The following is a 26,620-nucleotide window of genomic DNA, read 5'->3' as shown; positions in this document are numbered from 1 at the left end:
CGCGTTACTGCATCCACGGCGGTGGCGGTTCCTCGGCCTTGGCCGGGCCGTTCTCCGCCTCGGCGCGTGCAGCCTGCCGGCGCGCCTCGTCCAGGCGCGCCGCTTCGATCTCGCGCATCACCCCGTCGACATCGGCGCTGTGCTCGTCCTCCGCGAACTGCCCGCTCAGCGGGCTTTCCGGAGTCAGCTCGCCGGCCTCGTACAACGCCCACATTTCCTTGGCGTAGCGGGTGGCCTTGAGCTCCGGGGCAAACTGGCCGAAGTACCCGGCCATGTTCCCCACATCGCGCTCGAGCATGCTGAACGCATGGTTGTTGCCGGCCGCATCCACCGCCTGGGGCAGGTCGATGATCACCGGGCCGTCAGGGCCGAGCAGCACGTTGAATTCCGACAGGTCGCCATGCACTAGGCCGGTGCACAGCATCAGCACGATCTGGCGGATCACGAAGTCGTGGTACTCGCGGGCCTGATCGGCCTCCAGGTGCACGTCGTTCAGGCGTGGCGCCGCATCGCCATGGGCATCGGACACCAGCTCCATCAACAGCACGCCATCGAGAAAGTCGAACGGCTTGGGTACCCGCACGCCGGCACTGGCCAGGCGAAACAGGGCTGCCACCTCGGCATTCTGCCAGGCCTCCTCGGCCTCTTTGCGCCCATACTTGGAGCCCTTGGCCATGGCCCGCGCCTGGCGGCTGTTGCGCACCTTGCGGCCCTCCTGGTATTCGGCGGCCTGACGGAAGCTGCGCTTGTTGGCCTCTTTGTAGACCTTGGCGCAGCGCAGCTCGGTACCGCACCGCACCACGTACACCGCGGCTTCCTTGCCACTCATCAGGGGTCGGATGACTTCATCGACCAGCCCGTCTTCTATCAGTGGTTCTATGCGTTTTGGAGTCTTCATCGGCTTTTGTTCTGGGTCCTGTTTTGCCAAACACACGGGTATCACGGGTTGCCGGCCATCGTCTCACAGCCATGAGCCAGATGCGCGCTCACGATACAACAAGGCCCTCAAAGGAAGTGGACCCGATAATGTCCAAATAATTTAATCCCGCCTGCACCGAGTGCCTCGTGGCTTCCCGAACATGGCAGACACTCACTGCCTGAACAGTTCCCCCGGCGTCGCCCCGAACAAGCCCTTGAACGCCACGATGAACGCCGACGTCGACTCATAGCCGCAACCCAGCGCCGCCTGGGTCACGCTCTGCCCCTGCTCCAGCGCCTGCAGCGACGACAGCAGGCGCATGCGCTGGCGCCAGCCGCGAAAGCTCAGCCCCGTCTCGCGCTGAAACAACCGCATCAGGGTCTTCTGCGAACGCCCCAGGCGCTCGGCCCAGTAGGCCAGGCCGGCGTCCCGCTCCGGGTGCGCCAGCAATGCATTGCACACCTCGAGCAGGCGCGGGTGCTGCGGCAGCGGCAACGAAAAACCCACCTCGGGCAGCCCCTGCAACTGCTCCAGCAGCACCTGCACCAGATGTGCCTCGGGGCTCTCGCCTTCGGCGTAATCCACCGGGAACAGGCAGAACTGCTTGATCAGCTCACGGGCCAGCGGCGTCACCTCCAGCACCCGGCAGCGCGGCCCGGCCCACGCCGCATCGGCCTGACGCACATACAGGCTGCGCATTTCGGCACGAGTCGAGGTAATCACCTCATGCTCCACCCCGGCCGGTATCCACACGCCCCACTGCGGCGGCGCAAAAAAACTGCCCTCGGCGGTGTACACCCCCAGCACCCCGCTGATCGCATAGGAAAACTGTATCCAGTCGTGTCGATGACGCGGCGTCCACGAGCCGGCCCCCAGGCTTTCGGCACGCGCATACAGTGGCCGCGGCAGGGCATCGAGCAGCGGGATTGGGCGTGGCAGCAGATTTTGTCCGTTACTCGGCATCGCTTGGCCTTGTGTCGCGAGACGGAAGAATGGCCACAGGTTAGCCTGCCGCTTCGTTATTACAAGATGATTCGCAGGCCCGCCTATGCAAGCTCACCTCAAGCGCGTGGTAACCGACTGGTTCCTGTGCGGCATGTTTCTCGCCACCTTCCTCGCCTGGCTGTTCCCGCACTTCGGTGCCAGCGGCGGCTCGATGCACGCCGAATACGTGATCAACATCGGTGTGTTCGTGGTGTTCTTCCTGCACGGCATCAACCTGTCCAGCGAACAGATCCGCCATGGCCTGAAGAACTGGCGCCTGCACCTGATGGTGCAGGGCTTCACCTTCGTGGTGTTCCCGCTGCTGTGGTGGCTGGGCAACAGCGTGCTGGGCAGCCATGTGCCAGCGCTGCTGATGCTGGGCTTTCTGTACCTGTGCGCCCTGCCCTCGACCATCTCCTCGTCGGTGGCGCTGACCGGCAGCGCCGGCGGCAACGTGCCCGCCGCGATCCTCAACGCCAGCCTGTCCAGCGTGCTGGGCATCTTCCTGACCCCGTGGCTGGTGAGCCTGGTGGTGGGCAACGGCAGCGATGGCATCGACCTGGGCGCCACCCTGCTCGACCTGTGCGCCATGCTCCTGCTGCCGCTGGTGCTGGGGCAGTTGCTGCGCCCGTGGCTGGGCCGCTTCTTTGCCCGCCACAAGCGCTACACCAACGTGATGGACAAGGTGGTGATCCTGCTACTGGTGTACGCGGCGTTCTGCAACTCGATGATCTCGGGGCTGTGGCAGCAGCAGGGTGGCTCGGTACTGCTCACCGCCGTTCTGGGCAGCGCCTTGCTGCTGGCGCTGATCCTGTGGCTGACCACCCGCAGCGCGCGGCTGCTCAGGTTCAGCCCGGCCGACGAGATCGCCGCAGTGTTCTGCGCCAGCAAGAAATCCCTGGCCGCCGGCGCACCGATGGCCGCATTGATCTTCGGCGCCCATCCCGGGCTGGGGCTGATTCTGCTGCCGATCATGATCTATCACCCGCTGCAGTTGATCGTGTGCTCGATCATGGCCGAACACTACGCCAACCGCCCGGCGCCCCTGGCCAAGGAGGCGCCGCTGGTCAGCGCTCGATAATCGCGGTCACGCCCTGCCCGCCCGCGGCGCAGATCGAAATCAGCCCGCGGCCCTGGCCGGCCTCGTCCAGCAGCTTGGCCAGGTTGGCCAGAATGCGCCCGCCGGTGGCGGCGAACGGGTGCCCTGCAGCCAGCGAACTGCCCTTGACGTTGAGCCTGTCGCGGTCGATGGCACCCAACGGCTCGCTCAGGCCCAGCCGGCTCTGGCAGTAGTCGGCGTCTTCCCAGGCCTTCAGCGTGCACAGCACCTGGGCGGCGAAGGCTTCGTGGATCTCGTAGAAGTCGAAGTCCTGCAGGGTCAGGCCGTTGCGCTCCAGCAGTCGAGGTACCGCATAGGCCGGCGCCATCAGCAGCCCCTCCTGGCCTTTGACGAAATCCACCGCAGCATTCTGACCATCGAGAAAATACGCCTTGATCGGCAGCCCGCGCTCGCGCGCCCACTCTTCGCTGGCCAGCAGTACCACCGAAGCGCCATCGGTCAGTGGCGTGGAGTTGCCCGCCGTCAGCGTGCCCTTGGCGCTGCGCTCGAACACCGGCTTGAGGCTGGCAAGTTTCTCCAGGGTCAGGTCCGGGCGCAGGTTGTGATCGCGGGTCAGGCCCAGGAAGGGCGTGAGCAGGTCATCCTGCCAGCCTTCGGCAAACGCCCGGGCCAGGTTCTGGTGGCTGCGCAAGGCCAGCTCGTCCTGCTCGGCACGGCCTATCTGCCAGGTCTGCGCCATCAGCTCGCAGTGCTCGCCCATCGACAGCCCGGTACGCGGCTCGCCATTGCGCGGCAGCTCGGGCTTGAGGTGCCAGGGCCTCAGTTGCAGGAACACCTTGAGCTTGTCGCCCGTGGTCTTGGCCCGATTGGCCTGCAGCAGCAACTTGCGCAGCCCCTCGTTCACCGCAATCGGCGCATCGGAGGTGGTGTCCACACCGCCGGCAATGCCGCTGTCGATCTGCCCCAGGGCGATCTTGTTGGCCACCATCAGCGCGGTTTCCAGCCCCGTGGCGCAGGCCTGCTGCAGGTCATAGGCCGGGGTCTGCGGCGACAGCCGCGAGCCCAGCACGCATTCGCGGGTCAGGTTCATGTCGCGCGAGTGCTTGAGCACCGCGCCCGCCGCCACTTCGCCCAGTTGCAGGCCATGCAGGCCGAAACGCTCCACCAGCCCTTCGATTGCCGCAGTCAGCATCGCCTGGTTGCTGGCCGTGGCGTAGGGCCCGTTGGAGCGGGCGAACGGGATTCGATTGCCGCCGATGATCGCGACCCGACGTAAAGCGCGCATGCACAGACTTCCTTATTCCGAGACGGGATAGACCCGCTATAGCGTAGGTGTTTTTTCGCCAGTCGAACGACCGAAGGCGAAACATGGTCCACACTTTGGTGCTTAATTTCCGGGAGACGTTCACATGAGCGACCGCTATATCGACTTCGCCAACTCTTCATTCGGTCGGCGCGTGGCCGGTGCCGTCGGCCTGCCCACCCCCGCCCGCCTGGAGCGCTGGGAAGCCGGCAGGCTGCGCCCGGTCGAAGGCGCCCTGCTGCTCGGCGGCGGGCCGCTGGTGACGAACGTGGCCGCCTTTGCCAGGCGCCTGACCGACGAGGTCTACAGCTATGCCGATGAAAGCCTCGAACTGCCGGCCTGGGTCGCGGGCCTGGGGCCCAAGCTCAAGGCCGTGGTGTTCGACGCCAGCCACCTGAACGACAGCGACCAGCTCAAGCAACTGCGCGAGTTCTTCCAGCCGCTGCTGCGCAGCCTGGCTGCCAGTGCGCACATCGTGCTCCTGGGGCGCGCGCCCGAATCGCTGGACGACCCGCTGGCCAGCGTGGCGCAGCGGGCCCTGGAAGGTTTCAGCCGTTCGCTGGCCAAGGAACTGCGCAACGGCGCCACCCTGCAACTGCTGTATGTGGACCAGGCCGCGCAGGACCAGCTCGAAGGCGCGCTGCGCTTCTTCCTCTCGCCCAAGAGCGCCTTCATCAGCGGCCAGGTGCTGCGCCTGACCGCCTGCGCCACCCAGGTACAGGACTGGTCGCGCCCGCTGGCCGGGCGCAAGGCGCTGGTCACCGGTGCGGCCCGCGGCATCGGCGCCGCCATCGCCGAAACCCTGGCCCGTGACGGCGCCGAGGTGGTGCTGCTCGACGTGCCCCAGGCCAAGGCCGACCTCGACGCCCTGGCCGCGCGCCTGGGTGGGCGCAGCGTGGCGCTGGACATCTGCGCCAGCGATGCATCGGCGCACCTGCTCGAAGCGCTCCCCGAGGGCATCGACATCGTCGTGCACAACGCCGGCATCACCCGCGACAAGACCCTGGCCAACATGACCCCCGAATACTGGGACGCCGTGCTCGCGGTCAACCTCAAGGCCCCCCAGGTGCTGACCCAGGCGCTGCTCGACGGCGGCGCGCTGCACGACAACGCACGCATCGTGCTGCTGGCCTCGATCAGCGGTATCGCCGGCAACCGCGGGCAGGCCAACTATGCCGCCAGCAAGGCCGGCCTGATCGGCCTGGCCCAGGCCTGGGCGCCGCTGCTGGCCAAGCGGGGTGCCAGCATCAATGCGGTGGCCCCCGGCTTCATCGAAACACGCATGACGGCGGCCATCCCCTTCGCCCTGCGCGAAGCCGGGCGACGCATGAGCTCCCTGGGCCAGGGCGGCCTGCCGCAGGACGTTGCCGAAGCCGTGGCCTGGCTGGGACAGCCCGGCAGTGGCGCGGTCAACGGCCAGGTGCTGCGCGTATGCGGCCAGGCCGTGATGGGGGCATGAGCATGGACCGACACTGGCACGATCTGCACCGCACGCAAGGGCTGAGCGGGCTGTACCTGAAGGCTGCGCGCAAGCGCAGCATCACCGGCGACAGCCTGCCCGCCAGCGGCCTGCACTGCGCCATCGGCGTGAATCCACAGCGCCTGCAGGCCTACCGCAAGCTCTGCCACTTCGGCGACGACAGCCACCTGCCGCCGACCTTCCCCCATGTGATGGCGTTCGCCCTGCAACTGCAACTGCTGACCGCCGACGACTTCCCGTTCCCGCTGCTGGGCCTTGTGCACCTGAACAACCGCATCCGCGTGGTGCGCCCGCTGGGTGGCATCGGCACGCTGCGCTTCAGCGTGTTCGTCGACAACCTGCAGCCCCACGCCAAGGGCGCGACCTTCGACCTGATGACCGAAGCCGAAGACAGCCTGGGGCTGCTCTGGCACGAGCGCAGCCGCATGCTGTGTCGCGGCGTCAAGCTCGAAGGCGAACCACCCGCCGTCGACACCCCTGAATCGCTGCCTCTGGGCGAGCTGACCCGCTGGTATGCCGACAGCGACATCGGCCGGCGCTACGCCAAGGTCTGCGGCGACTACAACCCCATCCACCTGAGTGCGCTCAGCGCTCGCCTGTTCGGGTTTCCCCAGGCCATCGCCCATGGCATGTGGAGCAAGGCCATGGCGCTGGCCGCGCTGCGCGGGCACCTGCCGCTCAGCGGCTACGAGGTGGACGTGGCCTTTCACAAGCCTGTGCGCCTGCCCAGCGAAGTGGTGCTGGAGGGCAGCGCAGTCGCACCCGACGGCCAGTTCCGCCTGGTGGGCCACGGCGACCTGGTGCACATGACCGGCAGTTGGCACACGCTGCACGAATCTTCTAGACCTGCCTGACGGACCGGGCGATAACGGTTTTCTTTGCCGGTAGCACACGATGAACAGCAACTGGATAGACCTGCGCCAGGAGCCCGATACCGGCATCGAGACCTTGCGCGCGCATTTTCGCGGGCATGCCTATGATCCGCACTGGCACGACAGCTACCTGGTGGGCGTGACCGAACAGGGCGTCCAGCAGTTCACCTGTCGCCGCGCCCGCCACCAGAGCACACCGGGCAAGGTGTTTCTGCTCGAACCCGGCGAGTTGCACGACGGCGATGCGCCCAGCCCCGAGGGCTTCACCTACCGCATGCTCTACCTCGACCCGCAATGGCTGGAGCGCGAGCTGCGCGGCTTTACCGAGCATGCCCCGCCCGCCAGCCAACCCGGTTTTGCCCACACCCTGGCCAGCGACCCGCGCCTGGCAGCGGCCACCGCTTGCGCCTTCCAGTCGCTGCACGAACCGGAGCTGCGCATGGTGCGCCAGGCGGCACTGGACCAGTTGCTGGAGCACCTGAGCGGGCATCTGCAATGGCGCCGCCGGCTCGACCCCGACCCGCGCCTGCCGCTGGTGGCACAAAGGGCGCGCGACTACCTGCATGCACACCTGCACCACGACATCGGCCTCGAGCAACTGGCGGCGGCGTGCAACATCGACCGCTTTCGCCTGAGCCGCGCCTTCAAGGCCGCGTTCGGCCTGGCGCCCCACGCCTACCTGGTGCAACTGCGCCTGGCCCATGCACGCCGGCTGCTGGCGGCAGGGTCGAGCCCGGCACAGGTGGCGCCAGCGCTGGGCTTTGCCGACCAGAGCCACCTGGGGCGCTGGTTCCTGCGCGCCTATGGCATGACCCCGGCACAGTACCGCAAGCGCTGCACAAAGCTTCCAGACTGACGCGCGCCAACACGCGAGCATGCAAGCCCCTCTACCAAGGAGCCTGCCCAATGCTGGCCTTCATGCTGTTTGCCTTCGTTGCGTCCATCACCCCCGGGCCGACCAATTTCCTGGTACTGAGCAACAGCGCCAGCCATGGCCTGCGCGCTGCATTGCCAATCATCCTGGGGGCCGGTGCAGGGGCCGCGCTGATCGTCTGGCTGGTGGGCAGCGGTATGGGCGAGGTGCTGTTCCGGGCCCCGGCGGTACAGCCGCTGCTCAACGGGCTGGGCGTGGCCTGGCTGACCTGGCTGGCCTGGAAGATCTTTCGCAGCCCAGTGCAGGTGCAGCAATCGGGCGCGACGTCGGCCAGGCTGGGCCTGTGGGGCGCGGCGGCGTTGCAGGTGATCAACCCCAAGACGTGGATGATGGCGCTGGCGGTGGCCAGCGTGTTCATCGATGCCGCAGCCAGCGACCGCCTGCTGCAGGTGACGCACCTGAGCCTGGTGTTCTTCGTGATCGCGCTGCCGTGCCTGGGTGCCTGGGCCTTGCTCGGCAGCGGGGCGCGGCGCCTGAGCGGTTCGCCGGTGGTGCTGCGCCGGGTCAATCAGGGGCTGGCGCTGCTGTTGCTGGTGTCGGCCTGGGCCAGCCTCTGGCAGTGAGGCCCCATGCACCTGACACAGGGCTTGCAGGAGCCGGCGTTGCCGGCGAACAGGCCAGCACAATCCCCTGAAAAACCCGCCGACCCGCGCTAAGCTACGCCGCACGAGGAGAGCCCCCACCCATGAACCTGCAAGAACTCACCACCCGCCTGCACACCATCCGCGACAACAACGACTGGCGCGGCTTCCACAGCCCCAAGAACCTGGCCATGGCCGCCAGCGTGGAAATGGCCGAGCTGGTGGAGATCTTCCAGTGGCTCAGCGAGGACCAGTCGCGCCAGCTGTCCCCCGAGCAGCTCGAACACGCCGGCCAGGAAGTCGGCGACGTGGTGCTCTACCTGTTGCTGCTGTGCAGCGAACTGGGCCTGGACATGGACCAGGTGGTGCGCAGCAAGCTGGCCGACAGCGAACGGCGCTTCGCCCGATGAAAGACCGCCACTTCGACGCCCTGGCGACCCGCTTCGCCGAAAAGATCTACGGCGGCGCCAAGGGCGCCATCCGCCTCGCGGTGCTCCAGGCCGACCTCGCCGAAGCCCTGCCCGACCGCCCCCTGCGCGTGCTCGACATCGGCGCGGGCCTGGGCCACATGGCCCTGTGGCTGGCCGAGCGTGGCCACCAGGTGACCCTGGCCGAACCCGCCGCGCCGATGCTCGAGGGCGCCCGCGAACGCTTCGCCGCCGCCGGCCAGCCGGCCACCTTCATCCAGGCGCCCTGGCAGGAACTGCTCGGCCAGCTCACCGAACCCTACGACCTGGTGCTGTGCCACGCCGTGCTCGAATGGCTGGCCGAACCCGAGACCATCCTGCCGGTGCTGCACCAGCTCACCCGCGCCGACGGCCTGCTGTCGCTGGCCTTCTACAACCGCGACGCACTGGTGTATCGCAACCTGCTCAAGGGCCATTTCCGCAAACTGCGCGGGGCCAGCCTGGCCGGTGAAAAGCAGAGCCTGACCCCGCAAAAACCACTTGATCCGCGCGAACTCCGGGCGCACCTTGAAGGTCTGTGGGATATACACAGCGAGAGCGGTGTACGGGTGTTCCACGACTACATGCCCGTCGAGTTCCAGGCCAAGGCAGAACTGCTCGACCTGCTCGAAATGGAACTGGCGCACCGCCGCCACCCGGCCTTCGCCGGCCTGGGCCGCTACCTGCACTGGATGTGCCACCCACGCTGAGTACCGAGCCGTGTCTGCCGGGAGACTGCCATGCCGTACCGTTTGACCCTGGGCCTGTTGTGCCTGGCCCTGGCCGCCTGCCAGGGCAGCAACCCGTATGTGGCCAGCTCCCGACCGCTGCCGCCGGCCCCGCCCCAGGCGGCCACCACCTTCGACGCCAGCGCCTACCCGGCACCGGCCCGTGACTATGGCCGTTACCGCAGCTGGTCATGGCGCAACGGCCAGCTCCCGGCCGGCAGCGCCTCCAGCGACCCGGCCGAGCTTGCCGACGCAGTCAGCGCCGCCCTCGACCAGCGCGGCCTGCGGCCTGCGCGCAACACCCGCAGCGACCTGCTGGTCAGTGCCGACCTGCGCATGGAACGGCGCCTGCGCCAGGTGCGCGACGATTACTACCCCTATGACGACTACGGCTACGGGGGCATCGGCTACAACCGCTACGGCGGCTATCGCAACGGCTATGGTGTGTATGGCAGCGTGCCGATCATACGCACCTACCAGGTCGACGTGATGGTGGTGCGCCTGGACCTGTTCGATGCCGGCAGCGGCCAGCCGGTCTGGAGCGCCAGCGCAGAAACCACCAGCCAGGGCTCACCGAGCGAGCGCGCCCGCGCCCTGCGCGATGCCGTGCACAAGGCCCTGGATGGCTACCCCCCAAGCTGAAGGCAACCGGAGAATCATCATGCTGCGCCGTCTCGCTCTACTCCCCCTGTTGGCCCTGCTGGCGCTGCTCGGCGCCTGCCAGAGCAACAACGTCACCCAGGACTTCGATGCCAGCCGCGACTTTGCGGCCTACCGCAGCTGGAGCTGGCAGGAGCCGGCCCTGCAATATCGCCCGGACGACCCGCGAATCAAGAGCGACCTCACCGAGCAGCGCATCCGCCAGGCCGTCAGCGAACAGCTCGACCAGCGTGGCCTGCGCCCGGCCCAGGGCAACGCCAGGGGTGACCTCAAGGTGCAAACCTACCTGATCGTCGAAAACCGCCAGCAGCAGATCACCACCAACTACGGCGGTGCCTGGGGCGGTTACTGGGGTGGCTACTGGGGCGGCCCGGCCTACAACGAGACCCGCAGCGTCGACTACAAGGTCGCCACCATCCAGGTCGACCTGTTCGACAGCCGCGACGGCAAGCTGGTATGGCGCGGCAGCGCCGAGCAGATCATGAACAACTACCCGCCCGGCCCCACCGAGCGCAACACCGCGATCCAGAATACCGTGGCCAAGGTACTGGCCAACTACCCGCCCCACTGAGCCGGCGATGGCCGGTCGCCACCTCAAGGCGACTGGCCATTATCTTGACTACACTTCTTTGACGCATGCGTTCGCGCACGGCCTGGTGCCGGCAAAGGAGTGCTCGTGGCTACCCGATTCCCAACCCGGCAGCGTGGCGCGATCGGCCTGATGGCCGCCCTGACACTGGCCCTGGCGCTGGTGTTCGCCCTGTTGGTGATCGATAGCGGGCGGCTCTATCTGGAACAGCGTTCGCTGCAGCGGGTGGTCGACATGGCCGCCCTCGAAGCGGCTGGGCAAAGTGCGGTGTGCACCGGCAGCGGCCCGCAGGCGGCGACCGTGGCCCAGGCCAGCGCCGCACGCAACGGCTTCGCGCCCGGCGCCAAGCATACCCTGGCCACCACCTGCGGCACCTTGCAGACCGGTGCCGGCAGCCGGCGCACCTATACCGTCAACCCGAGCAAGAGCGAAGCGATCCGGGTCAGTGCCAGCAGCACCGTGGCCACCAGCATTGCCGCCGGTGTACAGGCCCTGCTGAGCGGCGTCGCCGTGCCGGCCACCACCACCCTGCACGCCAGTGCGGTGGCCTCGCTGCCCAAGCCACCGCAGGCGATGCTGCGTCTCAAGAGCACCCTGCTGACCATCGACACACGCAAGTCCGATGTGCTCAACGCCCTGTTCAAGGCCCTTGGCGGCAACGTCAACCTCGACGTACTGGGCTGGCAGGGCATCGCCGACGTCAACGTCGACCTGCTGAGCTTTCTCGATGCCCTGGCCATCAAGGCCGGGGTGCAGGTGGGCAATTACGATGAACTGCTGGGCAAACAGCTGCACCTGACCGACCTGCTCGATGTCGCCGTCGACCTCGCCCGGCGCGGCGGCGCGGCGGCCCAGGTGGTGACTGACCTCGGCAAGCTGGTACTCGGTGCCGGCAACAACCCGCTGGTCAAGCTGGGCGATATCCTCGACATCCAGAACGGCGCGGTCCAGTCCGGCCTGGATGCCCAGATGCAACTGCTGCAACTGCTCAAGGCCTCGGTGATGCTGGCCAACAAGAACACTGCGGCCACCGCCGAGGTGCCGCTCAACATCCCGCCGCTGGTCAAGGCCAACCTGCGCCTCAAGGTCATAGAACCCGAACAGATCTCCGCCGTGGGCAACCCGCAGTACGACACCATCAAGGTGCACACCGCTCAGGTCCGTGCGCTGGTCAGCCTGGAGCTGCCGCTGCTCAACAGCATCACCGGCCTGCTCAACGCCGTGCTCGACCTGGCCGAACCGCTGACCAACGTGGTCAGCAACCTGCTCAGCCTCAATCTGGTGGCCACGCTGGAGTCGGTGTTCTGCCTGCTGGCGATCCCGTGCAAGGTCAGCGACGTCCGTTTGCTGCCTGGGGTGGTACACCTGGACATCGGCCTGGAAGTCGCCAGCGCCAGCAGCCAGGTCACCCGCTACAGCTGCAAGCCGGACAAGACCCTGACCGCCAGCACCCGCAGTTCGGCGCTCAACGTTTCGGTGGGCATGTTCAGCGATCCCCAAGCCTTTTTCAGCACGGGCAACACCGCCATCTCGCCGCTGCCGCTGATCGACATCGGCAGCAAATACTGCACGCGCTTCCTGATACTGCCGTCCACCTGCGGCGCGCGCACCGCCTTCGCTGGCGGTGGCGTAGGGCTCAAGGTCGATGCGCCGCTGCTGGGCAGCAACTCCACCGGGCCTGCCACCGACCTGCTGTTTCGCAACGCCAGCGCACCACCGGACATCGACCTGCCACCGGCCTACATGGCCACCTCGGCCAGCGATATCGTGCAGAGCCTGAACAACACCATCAATGGCATCGAGCTGCAGGTGTACCGCCCGCTCAACGGCAACCTGCTCGGCAACGTGCTGGTGGTGGCCGGCAACCTGCTCGATGACGTCAAGGCGCTGCTGCAGCCAGTGATCAGGAACCTGCTCGGCAAGTTGGTCGACCCGCTGGTCAACACACTGCTCAAGGCACTGGGGCTGGACCTGGTGAACGTCGAGGTCGGTGCCAACCTCACCTGTGACGGCAACCGCGCTCAGCTGATGCTCTGAACCGGCAGCTCGATCACGAAACACGCGCCCTCGGCGCCATTGTGTGCGCTGAGCAACCCGCCCATGCCCTCGATGATTCCGCCACTCACCGACAGGCCCAGCCCGGTCCCCACGCCGCTGGGCTTGGTGGTGAAGAACGGCTCAAAAATCCGCTCCAGCAGCCGCGGGTCGATGCCGCCGGCATTGTCGCGCACCTGCAGGCGCACCCCACCCGCCACCGGCTCGGCCTCCACCGCGATCCAGGGGCGCAACTGCGGGTCGGCCTCACGACGGCCCAGCAAGGCGTCGCGGGCATTCACCACCAGGTTGATCAGCACCTGCTCCAGCTGATCGGCATGGCCGCGCACATGGCAGCCGCTCAGCGCCGGGCCCAGGTTCAGCGCCACGCCCTTGCCAGCCAGGCCGTCGGCCAGCAACGACACGGCACCCTCAACCGCTTGCCAGGGCTCGAACAGTTGCTGTTCGACCTCCGAACGCCGCCCGAACACGCGCATGTGGTCCACCACCTTCGAGGCCCGCAGCACCTGCGCATCGATGCGCCTGAGCTTGTCCTGCAGGTATTCCACCTGCACGTCGCCGTTCTCCAGGCGCTTGAGCGCGTTGACCACCGCCATGCGCATCACGTTCAACGGCTGATTGATCTCGTGGGCGAGGCCGGTGGCCATTTCGCCCAGGGTGGCCATCTTCGCGCTCTGCAACAGCTGCTGCTGGCTGCGCCGCAGCGCCGTGTTGTCGCGCCCCACCGCCTGTACCTCCAGCAGACGGCCCTGCTCATCGAACAGGCCGCGGTCGGACCACACCCACCAGGCATGTTCGCGCCCCGGCAGCTCCAGGCAGATTTCGGCACTGCTCACCGGCTGCTGCGGGGTCAGGCCGGCCAGGCGCTGCACGAACGCCTCGCGCTGGGCCGGCGACATCCACTGCCCCAGGTCGCTCCCGGGCAACTGGTCAGGTAGGCACTCCAGGTAGTCGGCCAGCGGGCGGTTGCCGAACAACACAGTCAGGTCGGGCCGGTAGCGGCAGATCATCGCCGGCGAGTCCTCCACCAGCACCCGGTAACGTTCCTCGCTCTCGCGCACCCGCTCGGCGGCCAGGGTCGCCTCGGTCACGTCGAGCCAGATACCCACGGCTTCCACCGGCAGGCCCAGGTCGTCACGCAGCAGGCGCGCTTCATCCAGCACCCAGTGGTAGATGCACTGCGCATCGCGCAGGCGGTAGCGGCTGCGCACCTGGCCCTCGCGCAGCAGGTCGCGGGTACGTTGCAGCCACAGCGCCTGGTCGTCGGGGTGTACCCAGTGCGCCGGTTGCAGGTCGGCAGCGGGCGTCCAGCCAAGCAGCGGCTGCAGGCTGGCACTGAAGAATTCGGCCTGCAGCGCACCGGCGTCATAGCGCTGGATATAGATCACTGCCGGCGAGCTGGCGATCAGGTTGTCCAGCCGTGCGTGCGCGGCCCTGGCCTGCTGCTCCTGGGCCTTGATATCGCTGATGTCGAGCATGAAACCCTGCAGACGTCGCTGCTGCCCCAGCCCGTGCACATCGCCACAGATGCGGTACCAGCGCAGCGACGCGGCCTGCAGGCGCACGCACAGTTGCAGGCTGCAGCCCTCGCGCTGCAGCGCCTCGAACGCCAGTTGCGCCGCCTCCCGGTCGGCCGGGTGCAGCAGCGCCCACCAGGCCGGCAGCGCCAGTTGCGCACTCACGCCGAAACTGGCCGCCAGCCCCGGTGCCAGGTGCAGGTAGGGCTCGTGCAGCGACCACTCCCACCAGCCCGCACCGAGCAACCCCTGTACATTGTTCAGGCGCTGCTGGCTGGCCTGCAGCCGGTCGCCGGCCAGGCGCGCCAGCAGCGGCTCGGCCATGGCATCGAGCAGCAGGGGGGCCGCCTCGGGCCGGGCCTGCCCGCCCTCGTCCGCGCACAGCAGCCAGGCCTGGGCCTGATGCTGCTGCGCATGGCCCACCACATACAGCGGGTGAGTCGGGCAGAGCACCTGCAAGGCCGGAAACTCGGCGCTGCACAGCACGCGCCCCGACGGCAGGTGGTCGAGTACCGCGCTCAGGCGTGCATCGTCGGCCCAGGGCACGCTCGATGCGTCCCGCGCGAAGGTGTGCCAGCCGCCAGGGGTGCGCAGCAGCAGCGCCGCCCAGCCCATGCGCCAGTGCCAGGCCAGGCGCTGCAACTGCTCGGCGGCCACCTGGGGCAGGCGCTCCAGGCTGCAATCGCGCAGTGCTGCGCCGACCTGGCGGGCCAGTTGCTGCTGGCGCCGGGCATCCTGGCCCTGCTGACGCTGCTGCAGCAGATCGCCCACATCGAATAACTGCAACAGCCAGTCCTCGCCCTGGGCCAGCAACCAGCCGCGGGTGTGCAGGGTGCTGCCATTGGCGGTTCTGAAGTCCAGGTCCAGCGGTTGTGCCTGCCAGTCGGCGGGCTCGCCTTCGAGCACCAGCAGGCTGTGCGCCTGCACGTAATCCTGCACCCGCGCAGCAGCCTGCGCGGGCAGCGCCAGGGCACTGCGCAGCGGGCCGCCCAGGCGCAGCACGCGGCCCTTGTCATCGAGCCACAGCTGCAGGCCCACCGCCGCCGGTACCGGGGCCTGCGGTGCGGCCACCGCGGCGGCCGGGCGCCCGCGCCAGCGCTCGAACAGGCCGTGGCCACCGCTCAAAGCTGAAGGCTCGCGGTGGCGCCAAGGGTTGCCGGCAGGCGTGGCACCTCGCCCACCACCGGCAGGTCGAGCACCGGCAGCACCGTCGTGAGCCGGGCCTTGGCGTAGTTGATGCGCACGGTCAGCAGGTTGGTGTTGCTCAGGGTCACGACCGCGTCGGTGCCGGGCTGGAACTTCAGCGTTCCCGGCATCCACGCCAGCTGCTGGGCCAGTACCTCGCGGGCCAGTGCCGGCACATCGGTGCGGTAGGTGGCGCTGGTCGGGTCCAGCGCCATGCAGCGACGCACCGCCTCGCTGCTGGCCTGGTGGAACGACTGCAGCATCAGCAGTGGTAGGGCGTAGCTGACCACCCCGTAGAACACCGCGAAGAACACCACGAACACGGCGGCGAATTCGATCGCCGCCGCACCTTTTTGCCGTCTTGCAAGGCCTGCTTTCATGATCGCGTCTACCCTGACAATGACACCCGCAATCAAGCATAGAATCAATCACGACCAAGGGATGGCATTTCGCCTATGCAAAGCATCGTCCTGCTGCTGTGGCTCGCATTGTGTGCCGAACAGGATGCCCGAGAAAGGCAGATCAACAACACCTTGACCCTTGGCGCCGCAGCCTGCGCCCTGGCCTATCTCTTCATCACCGGACACACCTGGATCGGCGCCGATGCCAGCGAAGGCGGCTGGGCGCTGCTGATCGTGATGCTGCTGACCCTGCCCGGCTACATGCTCGGGCGCCTGGGCGCCGCCGATGTGAAACTGCTGGGTGCGCTGGCGCTTGCCACTGATCGGATGTACCTGCTGGGCACCTTCATCGGTGCCGGGGTGGCGGTGGTGATCTGGTTGCTCAGCCGCCGCTGGCTGTGGTCCCTTCTGAGTCAGAAGGTTAAGCAACGCTTCAGGCAGGTGATCGAAGAAGCGTCAAAAAAACAGCCCTTCGCCCCCTTCGTGCTGGCCGGCTTTTTATTGGCTGCGGTATGGATCCATTGATCGAACAACCCGTCTAACCTGCTGTACATACGTTGTACATAGCCGCCAACTGCGTCTATTTTTCTAGTCACTGCCCCTCGATACCACAAGCTTCATGGCCGTACCAGGAAGGGCACGTCAGCAGGGAGTTGCGTGTGAACAAGCCAGTGAGTCCATTCAAGGTGTTGATCGTCGACGACCAGCCGTTGATCGTCGAAGAGCTGTGTGAATTCATCGAGGGCAGCGGGTACCGGTGCGTACCGTGCCACAGCAGCCAGCAGGCCATCGAGCGGTTTACCGAAGACCCGGCAATCGGCCTGGTGCTGTGCGACCTGCACATGCCCGAGCGTGACGGCATCGAGCTGGTCAAGGCGCTCAAGGCCATTGCCGGCAAGCAGCGGATCTTCGAGGCGATCATGCTCACCGGGCGGGCCGAGAAGCAGGATGTGATCAAGGCGCTGCGCGAGGGGTTCGCCGACTACTACCAGAAGCCGGTGGACCTCCCCGAATTGCTCGAAGGGCTCAAGCGCCAGGAGACCGCGTTGCTGGAGCGGCAGAAGAACTTCCAGCACCTGGGCCACCTCAACCAGAAGCTGCAGTACCTGGCCGAATCCATCGACGACCTCTACCAGGACCTGGGCAAGGCCCGCGAGCAGGTGGTGGGCACGGGCCTGGGTGGCGAGGATGCAACGGCAGCCGAGAGCATGCCGGCGATCTTCGACCAGCTGTCACCGCGCCAGCTGGACGTCGCGCGGCTGGTGGGCAAGGGCCAGACCAACTATCAGATCGCCTGCGAGCTGGGCATTACCGAGAACACGGTGAAGCTGTATGTGTCGCAGGTGCTGCGCCTGACCCACATGCACAACCGCACCCAGCTGGCCCTGGCGCTGGCGCCCAACCCCTCGGCGCTGCGTCAGCGCATAACGGCGCATTGAACAGGTCACCGCTGCCTTCGAGCCTTCGAAGGCAGCGGTGAAACCTGAAACAAATTGGATATGCCAGCCCCCTTGGGCTATGCAAGAATCCGGGCCACTTCTCGTCGATGTGTGGCCTGCTCAAGCATGACTTCATTTCTCAAAGGGCTGTTTGCCCCCAGCGGTGCGTTCTTCGGCTCTATCGCCATTTTCGCTACCGTTCTGGTGGGTGCTTACATCTCCCTTTACAGCTCGGCAATAACAGGACAGTTCAACAACCTGTGCCTTGGGCTGTTACCCACCTGCGAGGGGGCGCCGCTGAATGAAGCGTCCACGGCATTCAGGCTGTTGCTCTACCTCGGCCTGTTCCTGTTGCTACGGGAAATAGCCGTCAACCGGGAAAACAACTCGGCGCGCAGCCAACTGCACAGTTACATAAAAAGCACTCCGTCAAAGTCGTTTCTCGGAAACTACTCTGCCTACATGCGTATCCTCGGCGCCCGGCGTCTGGAAATCAAAGCGGAGCTCAACAGCGAGGCGCCCAAACCCGACGTGGTCCACAAGCTGATGCGCGAGTGCCTGCACGGTGTGTTGTCGCTGGCCAAGGACTGGGATGGCAATGAAGGCAAGTCGTCGGTCTATCGAGCCAACATCATGACCCTGGTGCCGTCGGGTTTTCTCGATACGGTAACGCTTGCCGACGGCAGCATGGACAACATTGCCCGCATCATCGATTCCAGCAAGCTATTTCTGTACAACAACTCAACACTTGGCAAACTTGCAAAGTGCAGTGGCATCCTGGTGCTTGAAGATACGACTTTCACAGTGTCTACCAAAGTCGAGTTCGGCGAGCGGGACGACTTCATAAAAGAGCCGATTTGCTTCCCTTATGTCGAACAGGGTTATGCCGGTGTCACAACGCAACCCATCATCCCCGGTGCCCCCATGTGCGCCAGTTTCGGTATGGCGCAATACCTGCACCATACCCAAAGCGAAATATCTCTGTTTCTGGACAATCTTGCATACAAGAACCGCGAGTTCTGCAATCGCTTCAAACATGATGTACTGGAGTATTACAACGATATAGAAGAAGCCCAGTCGATACTCTCCATTCCCATTCAGGTTCGACGCGAGGCGGATGCGGAACAACTACCTGTCTATGAAACCATCGCCGTAATGAATATATACCGCAACAAAAAGGGGATTTTCCGCGATGAAGACAGCGCGATGAACTTTGCTCAACTTCTGGAGCCGATTTGCTATCATTTCGGGAAAATGCTAGTATCCCTAGCGCAAATAGAACCTGAAACATGACACTCAGCGTATATTTCCATTACTTTCAGGAGCCGTAGATGACCTCCCTAAAAGTACTAAAAACCAGATACAAGGAAGAGAGCCCCAGCAAGCGCTCCTCCGAGCAAACCCGGGAAGCCCTCAAGAGCATGGTGCTCAGAAACTTCTCCGCCAAGCCCAAATCGTGAATGAAGCCCAGCCGACGCTGGGCTTTTTCTTGGGCATGACTCACTTGTCGCTATTGCTGGTCTTCTCCCACCGGAAGAAATCCGGGATCACGTATTTGTAGGTATCCAGCCAGCGTTGCATGCTCTGGTCGCGCTCCTTGGGGGTGGCGCTCTGCGGGGTCTTGGAGGCCTGCGCGCCGCTGGCCTGCACCTGCAACCACGCCTCGGTGGCCGACTGTGCCCTAGACGAAGGCCCGGGCTCGATCGCCTGGGCCAGGCCCGGCAGCACTACCAGCATCACCAGCATCCGACTGTTCATGACGACCTCTGCACGGCAGCCACACTGCCAGGTTTGAGTTGTTGGGCGCGCGCCTGCGCTTCGTTGAATTGCGCCGCACTCAGGCCCAGCCGGCTCACCAGGTCGGCCGCCTGCTGCCACTTGTCCTGGTACAGCAGCAAGGTCACCAGGTTGACCGCCGCCAGACGGTCGCTGTCCTTGAGTTCGATTGCGGTCAGAAACTCGAAGCGCGCCTGCTCCAGCTTGCCCTGGTTCAGGTACACCACCCCCAGGTCGTTGCGGATCTTCTCGTCGGTGGGGGCCAGTTGCATGGCCCGTTGCAGATGCTGCAGCGCCTGCGCGTTGTCGCCACGGGCCGCCGCCATCTGCCCCAGCCCATGCTCACCCTCGGCCGCCAGGCACCCGCCGAGCAGGCTGCGGTACAGCGGCTCGGCCTCGCTGCGTCCAAGCAGGCGCAGCACCTTGGCCTTGCGCACCCGCACCTGGGCCAGATCGGCCGGCAGCGCCTCTAGGTGCGCAAGGCTGGCATGCGGGCGCCCGTCGGCAAGCATCTCGTCGGCCATGTTCAGCGACAGCTCCTGGCTCGAATCGGGCTTGGCACAACTGGCCGTCGAGCCCGGCATGGCCAGCCACGGCGCCGAGCCATCCGTGGCGCAACCACCGAGCAACAACAACCCCAGCGCCGCGATGCATGCCTTCATTGCGTCCACTCCTCTCAAGCCCCGAATGCCCTGGCCAGGGCGGTGAAGCCCGGGCCGGCGAGTACGATCAGCAACGCCGGGAACAGAAACAGCATCATCACTGCCGACATCTTTCCCGACATCTTCGAAATCCGTTCCTGCAAGGTGGTCAGGCGCCGGTCATCGAGCAGTTGCTTGAGTGCCAGCAGCGACTTCATCGCCCCGCCCCCCTGGGTCAGCAACTGGCGCAGGATGATGCAGGTGTCGCTGAACGCCTCCACCCCCAGCAACTGCGCGCTCTTCTCCAGCTCCGGCGCCAGCGCCAACCCCGAATCGACCCGCGCCAGCAACAGCCGCAACTCCTCGCTCAACACGGGCAGCAGGCGCTGCCCCTCCAGGCTCAGCAGGCGCAGGCTCTGCTCCACCGCCAGGCCCGACTCGAACATGATGCGCAGCAGCGGTATGAAGGTCGACACCTCCTGCGCCACCTGGCGCTGACGGCGTGCCGCCAGCAGCGCCAGCAACCGCTTGGGCAGCAGGTAGCCCAACCCCAGCCCCATCAGCGGGAACAACCAGGGCGAACGGCTCTCGCGAAAGAACACCTCCTGCACCAGCACCGCCGCCCCCATCAGGCATAGCGGCAAGCCCACCTGGCAGGCCGCGAACAGCGAGCGCTGGCGCGAACGCCGCCAACCCACCCGGTCGAGCAACTGGCGGGTCTCGCCGTCCAGGTTCAGCGAACGCTGCCCCAGCCGGCTGTCGCCCATGCGCTGCAACCAGCCGCGCAGTGCCGGCTCGTCCGGCGCACGCCCCTGCAGGCGTTGCTCCACCAGGCGCTGGCTGCGCCGCTGACGCAGCCACTGACCCAGCAGCAGGGCGAACGCGCCAAACAACAACACCGCACTGAGCAACAAGGCCATCTCAGATACTCCGCAACATGCGCCACAGCGCCAGACACCCCAGCGCCTGCAGCACGAAGGCACTGAACAGCAGGCGCTGCCCGACACTGTCATGCCACATGGTCAGCAGGTAATTGGGGTTGCTGAAAATGAAGTAGCCGGCCACGCTGACCGGCAGCACCGCCAGCACCACGGCGGTGATGCGGGTTTCACCGGTCATCGCGCGCAGCTGCCGCGCGCCCTGCTCGCGCTCGCGAATCACCTTGATCAGGTTCTCCAGCAACTCGCTGGCATTGCCGCCATAGCGGTGGTTGATGCGCAGGCCCAGGGCGAACAGGCGCAGCTCTTCACGCGCGTACAGTTCGGCCAGATCCGACATCGCATCGTCCAGGCTCACCCCCAACTGCACGTTGCGCTTGACCCGCTGCATGGCCCCCAGCAACGGCTCGCGCGAGGCATCGATGGCCCCCAGCACCGCATCGCTCAGCGTGCGCCCGGCCTTCAGGCTGCGCACGCAATGGTCGAGCAGCACCGGCAACTGTTCGATAAGGCGGCGTACCCGGTGCTGGTAGCGCCAGGCCAGGAACAGGCGCAACAGCAACGGCCCCGCCAGCAGCACCAGCAGCAGGCCAGGCCAGCCGCCGTACAGCCCGGCGCACACGGCCAGCAGCAGCCAGCCTGCCACCCACGCCATCAGCCGATCATTGCGGCGGTCGAAACCTGCACGCAGCAGCATCAGCTCGAGCCAGTCGGGGCCACGTGGCCCGCTGTTGTCGGCGGCCTGCTGGTGCTGGCCCAGGCGCTGCAGAATGCGTTCGTTGCCCGAGCGGTGCAGGCTGGTATAGAACAGGCGCATCGAGATGCCGAGCATGACCACGCCCCCCAGCCACAACCACACCGCGCCGCTCACGGCCCGGGCTCCGCATCGTTGAGGTCACGACGCAGCTTGTCGCTGGCCGGGTTGACCGCCTCGCGCAGGAAGGTGTCGCCGCCGCGCCGGTCGAGGCGAAACAGCGTGTTGGTGACATACACGTCGTCGCGCACCCCCACCACCTCCAGCACCTCGCTCACGCAGCGACGGCCATCGGGCAGGCGGGCCAGCTGGATCACCACGTCGAGCGCGGCGCAGATCATCTGGCGCAAGGTCTTCTCGGCCACCTGGCGACCGGTCAGGCCCACCAGGGTCTCCAGGCGCAGCAGCGCGTCCTGCGCGTTGTTGGCGTGCACCGTGCTCATCGAACCGTCGTGGCCGGTGTTCATCGCGGTCAGTACATCGAGCACCTCGACCCCGCGGATCTCGCCCAGGATGATGCGGTCCGGACGCATGCGCAGGGCGTTGCGAATAAGCTCGCTGGCCTTGATTTCGCCATGCCCCTCGGCATTGGGCGGGCGGGTTTCCAGGCGTACCACGTGCGGGTGATCCAGCTGCAGCTCGGCCACGTCCTCGATGGTCACCAGGCGTTCACGGGGGCTGATCAACTGGCTGAGAATGTTCAGCAAAGTGGTCTTGCCGGTGCCGGTGCCGCCGCTGACCAGGATGTTGCAGCGCTTGCCCACGGCTCGTTGCAAAAAGTCGAGGATCGCCTGGTCGATGGCGCGGGTGGCCAGCAGGTCGGCGCTCTTGAGCATGTCCTTGCGAAACTTGCGGATCGACAGGCACGGCCCGTCCAGCGCCACCGGCGGGATGATCGCATTCACCCGGCTGCCGTCGGGCATGCGCGCATCGACCATCGGCGACGACTCGTCCAGGCGCCGCCCCAACGGCGCGAGGATGCGCTGCATCACACGCTCCACGTGATGCGCGTCGATAAAGCGCAGGTCGGTCTGCTGCAGCACGCCCGCGCGCTCGATGAACACCCGGTGCGGGCCGTTGACCAGGATCTCGGTGACGCCCGCATCGCGCAGCAGTACCTCAAGCGGGCCGAAGCCGGTGAGCTCGTCGACGATCTCCTCGGCCAGGCGCTCCATCTCGTAGCGCGACACGGCCAGGTGCTGACGCGCGATGTAGTCGCCCACCTGCTCCACCACGAACTGCGCCAGCGCCGGGCGGGCGCCCTCCAGCAGGTTGAGGCCGGTGTCCTCGATGGCATCGATGATGTGCCGGTGCAAGGCCCGCTTGAGCCCCTGCGGGTCGCTGCCCGGGTTTTGCCGCGGGCCGCCGAACAGCTCGTCGCCGCTCATCTACTTGTGCCCCCACAGGCGCTTCATCCAGTTGCCCGCCTTCGGTTGCAGGCTTTCCGAACGTCGTGCCAGCCGCTCGCCCAAGGCCTTGAGCGCCTGGGTCAAGGCCTCGCGCGGGGCCACCTCGAACAGCGACAGCCCCTGGTTCTTGGCGTTCAGGCGCACCTCGGGGCTGTAGGGCAGCACCACCAGCACCGGCAGGCCATAGCGCTTGCCCAGCGCGTCGGAGTCGGGCGCCACGCTGCGCAGGTAGCGGTCCACCAGCAGGCTCGCGTGTTCCAGTTTCATGCCCTTCTCGCGCCACAGGGTCAGCACCTCCAGGTTGCGCCGGCAGTCCAGCACGTTCTGGTCGGTGTACCAGATCAGCTTGTCGCAATGGCTGACGAAGGTGCGCAAGGGCTCGCTGTCGGGCTGCCCGGCCAGGTTCACCACGATGTGCTGGAAGTGCTGGCGCAGCGCGCTGAGCAGCATGTACAGCTCGGCCGCGCTGGTGCGCTCCAGTGCCTCGTCGCTGTCGGTATAGGCCAGCAGGCGCAGGCCCGAGGGTTCGCGGGCGAACGCGCTGTCGATCAGGGTGGCATCCAGGCGGCGCAGGTGGCGCAGCGCATCACCGAAGTGAAACGAGGCCTCTAGCCCCAGCAGCGCCAGGCTGTCGCCACGGGGCAGGCCCAGGTCCAGCAACAGGGTCTGCTGACCACTGCCCTGCACCACCCGCGCCAGGTGACTGGTGAGCAGGGCGCCATCGCTGGCGCACTGGGTGCCGTACAGCACCGTCAGGCCGCCCAGGTGCGGGTTGCTGGTCACCGGTGGCAGGCGCTTGCTCAGGCGGCGCACCAACCCGGCCACTTCGCTTGAGCGCGACCCGTAGGCGACGAAGTCCCGCGCACCGGCGCGCATCGCATTGAGCACCAGCTGGTTGTCCATGCCATCGCCCAGGGCAACGATCGCCAGCATCGGCTTGGCCTCCAGCACCCCTTCGATCAGCGCGCACTGGCTCACCACCTGCTCGCGGTCCAGGCCCACGAACACCAGGTTGGCGAAGGTCACATCCACCAGTGCGAGCAGTTCGTCGAGGCTGCCGCTGCCGGCCCCCACCACCTGGCCCAGCGGCGCCAGGGCGGTTTTCAGCCACTGCAGGTCACCGTCGTCACGGGTGATCGCAAGGAAGGTCTGGCTCAGGCTCTGGCTCATTGGCTCAATCCACTGCGCTGTTCGAAGTTGCCGTTCTCGAGAAAGAACAGACGCCCCCAGCTCGGGTCATAGGTGCGCAGGCGCTCGCCGGGCAACTCGGGCAACTTGGCATTGGCCGCCAGCGGCTGCACCAGGCGCGGGGTCACGATCATCAGCAGCTCGGTCTCCTCACGGCTGATCGACGACTGGCGAAAGAACGCGCCCAGGATCGGCACGTCGCCCAGGCCCGGAAACTTGTCCACCGCCGAGCGCGCACTGCTGCTGATCAGGCCGCTGATGATGAAGCTCTCGCCATCGGCCAGCGATACGCTGGTGTCGGTGCGCCGCACCGTTAGGCCCGGCACGGTGACGCCGGCGATGCGCACTGCGTTGTTGTAGTCCAGCTCGCTGACCTCCGGCGCCACCTTGAGGGTGATGCGGTCGCGGCTGACCACCGTGGGTGACAACGCCAGGCGAATGCCGAACTCCTTGTACTCGATGGTCACCGTGTCGCTGCCGGTGCTGGGCACCGGAATGGGGATTTCGCCGCCGGCCAGAAAGCTCGCGGTCAGGCCGCTGAGTACCACCAGGCTGGGGCGCGCCAGGGTGTAGGCGAAGCCGCTGCTCTCCAGCGCATCGATGGCCGCCAGGAATCGGCTGCTGCCGCCGCCCCACACGATATTGAACACATCGTTGTTCAGCGGGATGCTCGGGCGCACCTTGACCAGCCCGCCAACGCCGCCACCGTCGGGGCTGGTCACCGCACCCGGCACGTAGCCCGGCGACACCGTGGTGTTGGGCACGCTGCCCGGCGAACCGAACAGCGAGTTGTTGGAGCCCTTGAAGAACAGCCGCGTACCGGCCTCCTTGAGCTTGGTGCGGCTGACCTCGACAAAGCGGATATCGGCCTGCACCTGGCTCGGCAGCAAGGGGTCGAGGCTGGGCGGCAAGGCGCTGTCGGCCATCTCGGCAGTGGCCCGGCCCTTGATGAACAGCATGCTCTGGCGCGGCACGCTGGCGCATGCGGTCCACAGCATCAGGCTGGTGGCACCGGGGCCCACGGCGCTGACCACCACGCCGCGCTCGCCACTGGCCTGCACATCGGCGATGTTGGGGTCGCCAACCGCCGCCCGGGTGATCGGCACCGGCAGGCGGATCTCCTGCTGCAGGCCCTGGTCCAGCTCGATGCTGGCCGGCACCGGGCTCAGCCCGGCACAACCCGACGGCGCCGCCAGGGCATGGGCAGCCGGCCCCCCCAGCAACAACAGGGTCAGGATGGAACGCTTGAACATCAGCTCGGAACGACTGCTCATCAACGGGCATCCTTGCTTCGATCAGGGGGTGGGCGTTGAAGCCTGGGGGCCTCGAATGATCTGCATCTGGTGCCTGGGCGCCTGGCCTGCAACCGGGGTTGCGGCCGGGGTCATGGCCAGTTGACTGAAGCGAAAGAGGTCGCGGTTGGCGTTGTCCAGTTGCGGTGCAGCGGCCTGCGGGTCGGCCCAGTAGCTGGCCAGGCGTTTCTCTTCGGCGCTGCGTACCGCCAGGCGCAGGCTGCCTGCCTGGGCGGCCAGCAACAGGCGGCTGGCCAGGGCTTCAGGTACCGCCAGCACCACGGTGCGCGCCATGGCGCGACGCTGTTCCTGGGCCGCCTTGGCATCGGTGTCGGCCTCCGGCGGGCGGCCATCGTTGGCCAGCCCCAGTTGCTCGCCCACGCTGAGCAGGCGCAAGGCCGGCACGGCCACCTGGGCCGAGGCCTGCGGGTTGAGGTTGTCTTCGCGCAGGTACAGCAGCACATCCACGTAGTCGCCGGGGCGTAGTTGTCCGGCGGCGCCGACCACTTCGTCCACCGCCACCGCCAGGGCGCGCTCGCCGGGGTGGATCATGCGCGCCAGCGGCCCACCGGCCTCGAAACTGCTCTCCTCCAGCCAGGTACCTGCAGGCAGGGCCCGCCAGCTGGTGCGGCCCAGCACCTGCTCGGGGCGCTGGAAGCTGCCGGCCGGGGCCACCAGCAGGCGCTCGACACTCAGATCCTCGGCTGTCAGCACGGTGTAGGCGGGTACGTCGCGGCGCAGCACCAGCACGGGCTTGCGCAATGCGTCGGTGCCAGCCTCCATGGCCTGGTCCACCGGCTGAGCCGTGTCGGCCGGCCCTGGCGCCGCCGCTTGCGGCGGCTCCGGCGCCTCGGATGCACGGCTGAGCACCAGCCCCCAGTAACCTGCCAGCACGGCACCGATCAGGAACAGCACGGCAAGGATCATGGTGATGCGACTGCTCATGTCGGCGCTCCCTCTGCCTGAACATCCCTTCGGCCGCGCGGTGTGCGAACTGGCCCGCAAACATGAAGTTGCAAGTAACTATTTCGCTATTTGACGGTAGCGCAGCTAGGACAAAACGCCATTACCCGTCAGTTTTTTTTCGGTCCGAAACCCGACACCCCCTGAAAACAACAGCTTATTGGCGCCAGCGTTGACACCCTTACTTTGGTATTAATGCCTTCTTACATTTGCCGGTTTCGAACCGCTTGACGATGCTGTGATGGCAAAGGGGAATCACCGTTTCCGGGCCCCATTACCCGCGCCTGTGGCGCAAGGAGAAGTACCATGGTCCTTTCCCGCATCCTCAAGCACTGCAAGCTGTTCTTCCATCGCAAGGACGGCGCGTCCGGTATCGAATATGCCATCGTGGCCGCCATGGTGGCCGTGGTGATCATCGGGGTCTCGACCGATGTGGGGGGCGGGGTGAAAAAGGTCTTCGACGACATCGTCGCCGCCCTGCCCTCAGCCTGATGACAGGAACTGAA

The 26,620-nt window shown here is 66.5% G+C and carries 28 protein-coding genes; 15 read left to right on the top strand and 13 right to left on the bottom strand.

Going from position 1 to position 26,620, the window contains the following annotated elements; translation table 11 throughout:
* Positions 1-4: 4 nt before the first annotated feature.
* Both MF6396_RS22020 and MF6396_RS22015 read right to left on the bottom strand, forming a co-directional pair.
* Positions 5-898 (bottom strand): PA4780 family RIO1-like protein kinase, encoded by an 894-nt coding sequence (locus MF6396_RS22020; RefSeq protein WP_043860953.1) that lies wholly within the window; start codon positions 896-898, stop codon positions 5-7.
* A gap of 192 nt (positions 899-1,090) precedes the next feature.
* On the bottom strand, positions 1,091-1,882 hold the full coding sequence (locus tag MF6396_RS22015) for an AraC family transcriptional regulator (RefSeq protein ID WP_054916636.1): 792 nt from the start codon (positions 1,880-1,882) through the stop codon (positions 1,091-1,093).
* An 85-nt stretch (positions 1,883-1,967) separates the two neighbouring features.
* On the opposite strand from MF6396_RS22015, the gene MF6396_RS22010 reads away from it, so the two are divergent.
* Positions 1,968-2,984, top strand: coding sequence for a bile acid:sodium symporter family protein (locus MF6396_RS22010; RefSeq protein ID WP_043860951.1), 1,017 nt, complete (start codon positions 1,968-1,970; stop codon positions 2,982-2,984).
* Here MF6396_RS22010 and MF6396_RS22005 read toward each other — a convergent pair.
* Positions 2,971-4,248: an acetyl-CoA C-acetyltransferase gene (locus MF6396_RS22005; protein ID WP_043860950.1), complete on the bottom strand. Its 1,278-nt coding sequence runs from the start codon at positions 4,246-4,248 to the stop codon at positions 2,971-2,973. The two genes, MF6396_RS22010 and MF6396_RS22005, sit on opposite strands and share 14 nt — an antisense overlap.
* Positions 4,249-4,372: 124 nt before the next feature.
* Between MF6396_RS22005 and MF6396_RS22000 the strand changes: the two genes are divergently transcribed.
* The 9 genes from MF6396_RS22000 (at position 4,373) to MF6396_RS21960 (ending at position 12,593) form a co-directional block, all read left to right on the top strand.
* A complete protein-coding gene (locus MF6396_RS22000) occupies positions 4,373-5,725 on the top strand; it encodes a 3-oxoacyl-ACP reductase (RefSeq protein ID WP_078481566.1) in 1,353 nt (450 codons plus the stop codon).
* 2 nt (positions 5,726-5,727) lie between these two features.
* Positions 5,728-6,600, top strand: a complete 873-nt coding sequence (locus MF6396_RS21995) for a MaoC family dehydratase (protein ID WP_058540782.1) — start codon at positions 5,728-5,730, stop codon at positions 6,598-6,600.
* Positions 6,601-6,640: 40 nt separating this feature from the next.
* The gene (locus MF6396_RS21990; protein WP_078481565.1) at positions 6,641-7,474 is read left to right on the top strand and encodes an AraC family transcriptional regulator; all 834 of its coding nucleotides are present in this window, start codon (positions 6,641-6,643) and stop codon (positions 7,472-7,474) included.
* A gap of 50 nt (positions 7,475-7,524) precedes the next feature.
* Positions 7,525-8,115: a LysE family translocator gene (locus MF6396_RS21985; RefSeq protein WP_078481563.1), complete on the top strand. Its 591-nt coding sequence runs from the start codon at positions 7,525-7,527 to the stop codon at positions 8,113-8,115.
* A gap of 122 nt (positions 8,116-8,237) precedes the next feature.
* Positions 8,238-8,543, top strand: coding sequence for a MazG-like family protein (locus MF6396_RS21980; protein ID WP_043860945.1), 306 nt, complete (start codon positions 8,238-8,240; stop codon positions 8,541-8,543).
* Positions 8,540-9,289, top strand: coding sequence for a methyltransferase domain-containing protein (locus tag MF6396_RS21975; RefSeq protein WP_054916639.1), 750 nt, complete (start codon positions 8,540-8,542; stop codon positions 9,287-9,289). Before MF6396_RS21980 ends, MF6396_RS21975 begins: the two co-directional genes overlap by 4 nt.
* 30 nt (positions 9,290-9,319) lie before the next feature.
* Entirely contained in the window at positions 9,320-9,949 is a 630-nt protein-coding gene (locus tag MF6396_RS21970) for a DUF4136 domain-containing protein (RefSeq protein WP_078481562.1), read from the top strand.
* 19 nt (positions 9,950-9,968) lie between these two features.
* Positions 9,969-10,538, top strand: a complete 570-nt coding sequence (locus MF6396_RS21965) for a DUF4136 domain-containing protein (protein WP_043860942.1) — start codon at positions 9,969-9,971, stop codon at positions 10,536-10,538.
* A gap of 105 nt (positions 10,539-10,643) precedes the next feature.
* Positions 10,644-12,593, top strand: a complete 1,950-nt coding sequence (locus tag MF6396_RS21960; protein WP_238596462.1) for a pilus assembly protein TadG-related protein — start codon at positions 10,644-10,646, stop codon at positions 12,591-12,593.
* Here the strand turns inward: MF6396_RS21960 and MF6396_RS21955 are convergent.
* Together MF6396_RS21955 and MF6396_RS21950 are read right to left on the bottom strand one after the other, a co-directional pair.
* Positions 12,578-15,253 (bottom strand): PAS domain-containing sensor histidine kinase, encoded by a 2,676-nt coding sequence (locus MF6396_RS21955; RefSeq protein ID WP_078481561.1) that lies wholly within the window; start codon positions 15,251-15,253, stop codon positions 12,578-12,580. The genes MF6396_RS21960 and MF6396_RS21955 overlap by 16 nt on opposite strands.
* Positions 15,250-15,693, bottom strand: coding sequence for a TadE/TadG family type IV pilus assembly protein (locus MF6396_RS21950; RefSeq protein WP_043860940.1), 444 nt, complete (start codon positions 15,691-15,693; stop codon positions 15,250-15,252). Before MF6396_RS21950 ends, MF6396_RS21955 begins: the two co-directional genes overlap by 4 nt.
* Positions 15,694-15,768: 75 nt before the next feature.
* Between MF6396_RS21950 and MF6396_RS21945 the strand changes: the two genes are divergently transcribed.
* The 4 genes from MF6396_RS21945 to MF6396_RS29235 all read left to right on the top strand — a co-directional run bounded on the left by MF6396_RS21945 (position 15,769) and on the right by MF6396_RS29235 (position 18,613).
* On the top strand, positions 15,769-16,239 hold the full coding sequence (locus tag MF6396_RS21945; protein WP_043860939.1) for an A24 family peptidase: 471 nt from the start codon (positions 15,769-15,771) through the stop codon (positions 16,237-16,239).
* A 134-nt stretch (positions 16,240-16,373) separates the two neighbouring features.
* Entirely contained in the window at positions 16,374-17,153 is a 780-nt protein-coding gene (locus MF6396_RS21940; protein WP_043860938.1) for a response regulator transcription factor, read from the top strand.
* A 126-nt stretch (positions 17,154-17,279) separates the two neighbouring features.
* Positions 17,280-18,446 (top strand): hypothetical protein, encoded by a 1,167-nt coding sequence (locus MF6396_RS21935; protein ID WP_058540787.1) that lies wholly within the window; start codon positions 17,280-17,282, stop codon positions 18,444-18,446.
* 38 nt (positions 18,447-18,484) lie between these two features.
* On the top strand, positions 18,485-18,613 hold the full coding sequence (locus tag MF6396_RS29235; RefSeq protein ID WP_256582768.1) for a hypothetical protein: 129 nt from the start codon (positions 18,485-18,487) through the stop codon (positions 18,611-18,613).
* A gap of 40 nt (positions 18,614-18,653) precedes the next feature.
* Here MF6396_RS29235 and MF6396_RS21925 read toward each other — a convergent pair whose 3' ends face one another.
* Genes MF6396_RS21925 through cpaB form a run of 8 tightly spaced genes read right to left on the bottom strand, consistent with a single transcriptional unit; the run spans position 18,654 to position 26,096 of the window.
* On the bottom strand, positions 18,654-18,911 hold the full coding sequence (locus MF6396_RS21925) for a DUF3613 domain-containing protein (RefSeq protein ID WP_078481559.1): 258 nt from the start codon (positions 18,909-18,911) through the stop codon (positions 18,654-18,656).
* A complete protein-coding gene (locus tag MF6396_RS21920; RefSeq protein ID WP_043860936.1) occupies positions 18,908-19,591 on the bottom strand; it encodes a tetratricopeptide repeat protein in 684 nt (227 codons plus the stop codon). Before MF6396_RS21920 ends, MF6396_RS21925 begins: the two co-directional genes overlap by 4 nt.
* A gap of 14 nt (positions 19,592-19,605) precedes the next feature.
* The gene (locus MF6396_RS21915) at positions 19,606-20,490 is read right to left on the bottom strand and encodes a type II secretion system F family protein (protein WP_078481558.1); all 885 of its coding nucleotides are present in this window, start codon (positions 20,488-20,490) and stop codon (positions 19,606-19,608) included.
* Between the two features lies 1 nt (position 20,491).
* Positions 20,492-21,340, bottom strand: coding sequence for a type II secretion system F family protein (locus tag MF6396_RS21910; RefSeq protein WP_078481574.1), 849 nt, complete (start codon positions 21,338-21,340; stop codon positions 20,492-20,494).
* A gap of 35 nt (positions 21,341-21,375) precedes the next feature.
* A complete protein-coding gene (locus tag MF6396_RS21905) occupies positions 21,376-22,650 on the bottom strand; it encodes a CpaF family protein (protein WP_043860934.1) in 1,275 nt (424 codons plus the stop codon).
* Complete coding sequence (locus MF6396_RS21900; RefSeq protein ID WP_043860933.1) at positions 22,651-23,841, bottom strand: pilus assembly protein; 1,191 nt, start codon at positions 23,839-23,841, stop codon at positions 22,651-22,653. It abuts the gene before it with no gap.
* The gene (locus MF6396_RS21895; RefSeq protein WP_054916708.1) at positions 23,838-25,133 is read right to left on the bottom strand and encodes a type II and III secretion system protein family protein; all 1,296 of its coding nucleotides are present in this window, start codon (positions 25,131-25,133) and stop codon (positions 23,838-23,840) included. Before MF6396_RS21895 ends, MF6396_RS21900 begins: the two co-directional genes overlap by 4 nt.
* A 21-nt stretch (positions 25,134-25,154) precedes the next feature.
* A complete protein-coding gene (gene cpaB / locus MF6396_RS21890) occupies positions 25,155-26,096 on the bottom strand; it encodes a Flp pilus assembly protein CpaB (protein ID WP_078481556.1) in 942 nt (313 codons plus the stop codon).
* Between the two features lie 324 nt (positions 26,097-26,420).
* Between cpaB and MF6396_RS21885 the strand changes: the two genes are divergently transcribed.
* Positions 26,421-26,606, top strand: coding sequence for a Flp family type IVb pilin (locus MF6396_RS21885; RefSeq protein ID WP_043860930.1), 186 nt, complete (start codon positions 26,421-26,423; stop codon positions 26,604-26,606).
* Positions 26,607-26,620 lie beyond the last annotated feature (14 nt).

This window comes from Pseudomonas sp. MF6396, assembly GCF_002018915.1.
GTDB classification, from domain to species: Bacteria; Pseudomonadota; Gammaproteobacteria; order Pseudomonadales; family Pseudomonadaceae; genus Aquipseudomonas; species Aquipseudomonas palmensis.
The sequence above is the reverse complement of the archived record's forward strand: the minus strand, read 5'-3'. Positions and strand labels throughout refer to the sequence as shown.

Excerpts from the sequence above, each read along its gene's own strand:
- MF6396_RS22020 (WP_043860953.1), bottom strand. The coding sequence starts at position 898 with ATGAAGACTCCAAAACGCATAGAACCACTGATAGAAGACGGGCTGGTC.
- MF6396_RS22015 (WP_054916636.1), bottom strand. The coding sequence starts at position 1,882 with ATGCCGAGTAACGGACAAAATCTGCTGCCACGCCCAATCCCGCTGCTC.
- MF6396_RS22010 (WP_043860951.1), top strand. The coding sequence starts at position 1,968 with ATGCAAGCTCACCTCAAGCGCGTGGTAACCGACTGGTTCCTGTGCGGC.
- MF6396_RS22005 (WP_043860950.1), bottom strand. The coding sequence starts at position 4,248 with ATGCGCGCTTTACGTCGGGTCGCGATCATCGGCGGCAATCGAATCCCG.
- MF6396_RS22000 (WP_078481566.1), top strand. The coding sequence starts at position 4,373 with ATGAGCGACCGCTATATCGACTTCGCCAACTCTTCATTCGGTCGGCGC.
- MF6396_RS21995 (WP_058540782.1), top strand. The coding sequence starts at position 5,728 with ATGGACCGACACTGGCACGATCTGCACCGCACGCAAGGGCTGAGCGGG.
- MF6396_RS21990 (WP_078481565.1), top strand. The coding sequence starts at position 6,641 with ATGAACAGCAACTGGATAGACCTGCGCCAGGAGCCCGATACCGGCATC.
- MF6396_RS21985 (WP_078481563.1), top strand. The coding sequence starts at position 7,525 with ATGCTGGCCTTCATGCTGTTTGCCTTCGTTGCGTCCATCACCCCCGGG.
- MF6396_RS21980 (WP_043860945.1), top strand. The coding sequence starts at position 8,238 with ATGAACCTGCAAGAACTCACCACCCGCCTGCACACCATCCGCGACAAC.
- MF6396_RS21975 (WP_054916639.1), top strand. The coding sequence starts at position 8,540 with ATGAAAGACCGCCACTTCGACGCCCTGGCGACCCGCTTCGCCGAAAAG.
- MF6396_RS21970 (WP_078481562.1), top strand. The coding sequence starts at position 9,320 with ATGCCGTACCGTTTGACCCTGGGCCTGTTGTGCCTGGCCCTGGCCGCC.
- MF6396_RS21965 (WP_043860942.1), top strand. The coding sequence starts at position 9,969 with ATGCTGCGCCGTCTCGCTCTACTCCCCCTGTTGGCCCTGCTGGCGCTG.
- MF6396_RS21950 (WP_043860940.1), bottom strand. The coding sequence starts at position 15,693 with ATGAAAGCAGGCCTTGCAAGACGGCAAAAAGGTGCGGCGGCGATCGAA.
- MF6396_RS21945 (WP_043860939.1), top strand. The coding sequence starts at position 15,769 with ATGCAAAGCATCGTCCTGCTGCTGTGGCTCGCATTGTGTGCCGAACAG.
- MF6396_RS21935 (WP_058540787.1), top strand. The coding sequence starts at position 17,280 with ATGACTTCATTTCTCAAAGGGCTGTTTGCCCCCAGCGGTGCGTTCTTC.
- MF6396_RS29235 (WP_256582768.1), top strand. The coding sequence starts at position 18,485 with ATGACCTCCCTAAAAGTACTAAAAACCAGATACAAGGAAGAGAGCCCC.
- MF6396_RS21925 (WP_078481559.1), bottom strand. The coding sequence starts at position 18,911 with ATGAACAGTCGGATGCTGGTGATGCTGGTAGTGCTGCCGGGCCTGGCC.
- MF6396_RS21920 (WP_043860936.1), bottom strand. The coding sequence starts at position 19,591 with ATGAAGGCATGCATCGCGGCGCTGGGGTTGTTGTTGCTCGGTGGTTGC.
- MF6396_RS21915 (WP_078481558.1), bottom strand. The coding sequence starts at position 20,490 with ATGGCCTTGTTGCTCAGTGCGGTGTTGTTGTTTGGCGCGTTCGCCCTG.
- MF6396_RS21910 (WP_078481574.1), bottom strand. The coding sequence starts at position 21,340 with ATGCTCGGCATCTCGATGCGCCTGTTCTATACCAGCCTGCACCGCTCG.
- MF6396_RS21905 (WP_043860934.1), bottom strand. The coding sequence starts at position 22,650 with ATGAGCGGCGACGAGCTGTTCGGCGGCCCGCGGCAAAACCCGGGCAGC.
- MF6396_RS21900 (WP_043860933.1), bottom strand. The coding sequence starts at position 23,841 with ATGAGCCAGAGCCTGAGCCAGACCTTCCTTGCGATCACCCGTGACGAC.
- MF6396_RS21895 (WP_054916708.1), bottom strand. The coding sequence starts at position 25,133 with ATGAGCAGTCGTTCCGAGCTGATGTTCAAGCGTTCCATCCTGACCCTG.
- cpaB (WP_078481556.1), bottom strand. The coding sequence starts at position 26,096 with ATGAGCAGTCGCATCACCATGATCCTTGCCGTGCTGTTCCTGATCGGT.
- MF6396_RS21885 (WP_043860930.1), top strand. The coding sequence starts at position 26,421 with ATGGTCCTTTCCCGCATCCTCAAGCACTGCAAGCTGTTCTTCCATCGC.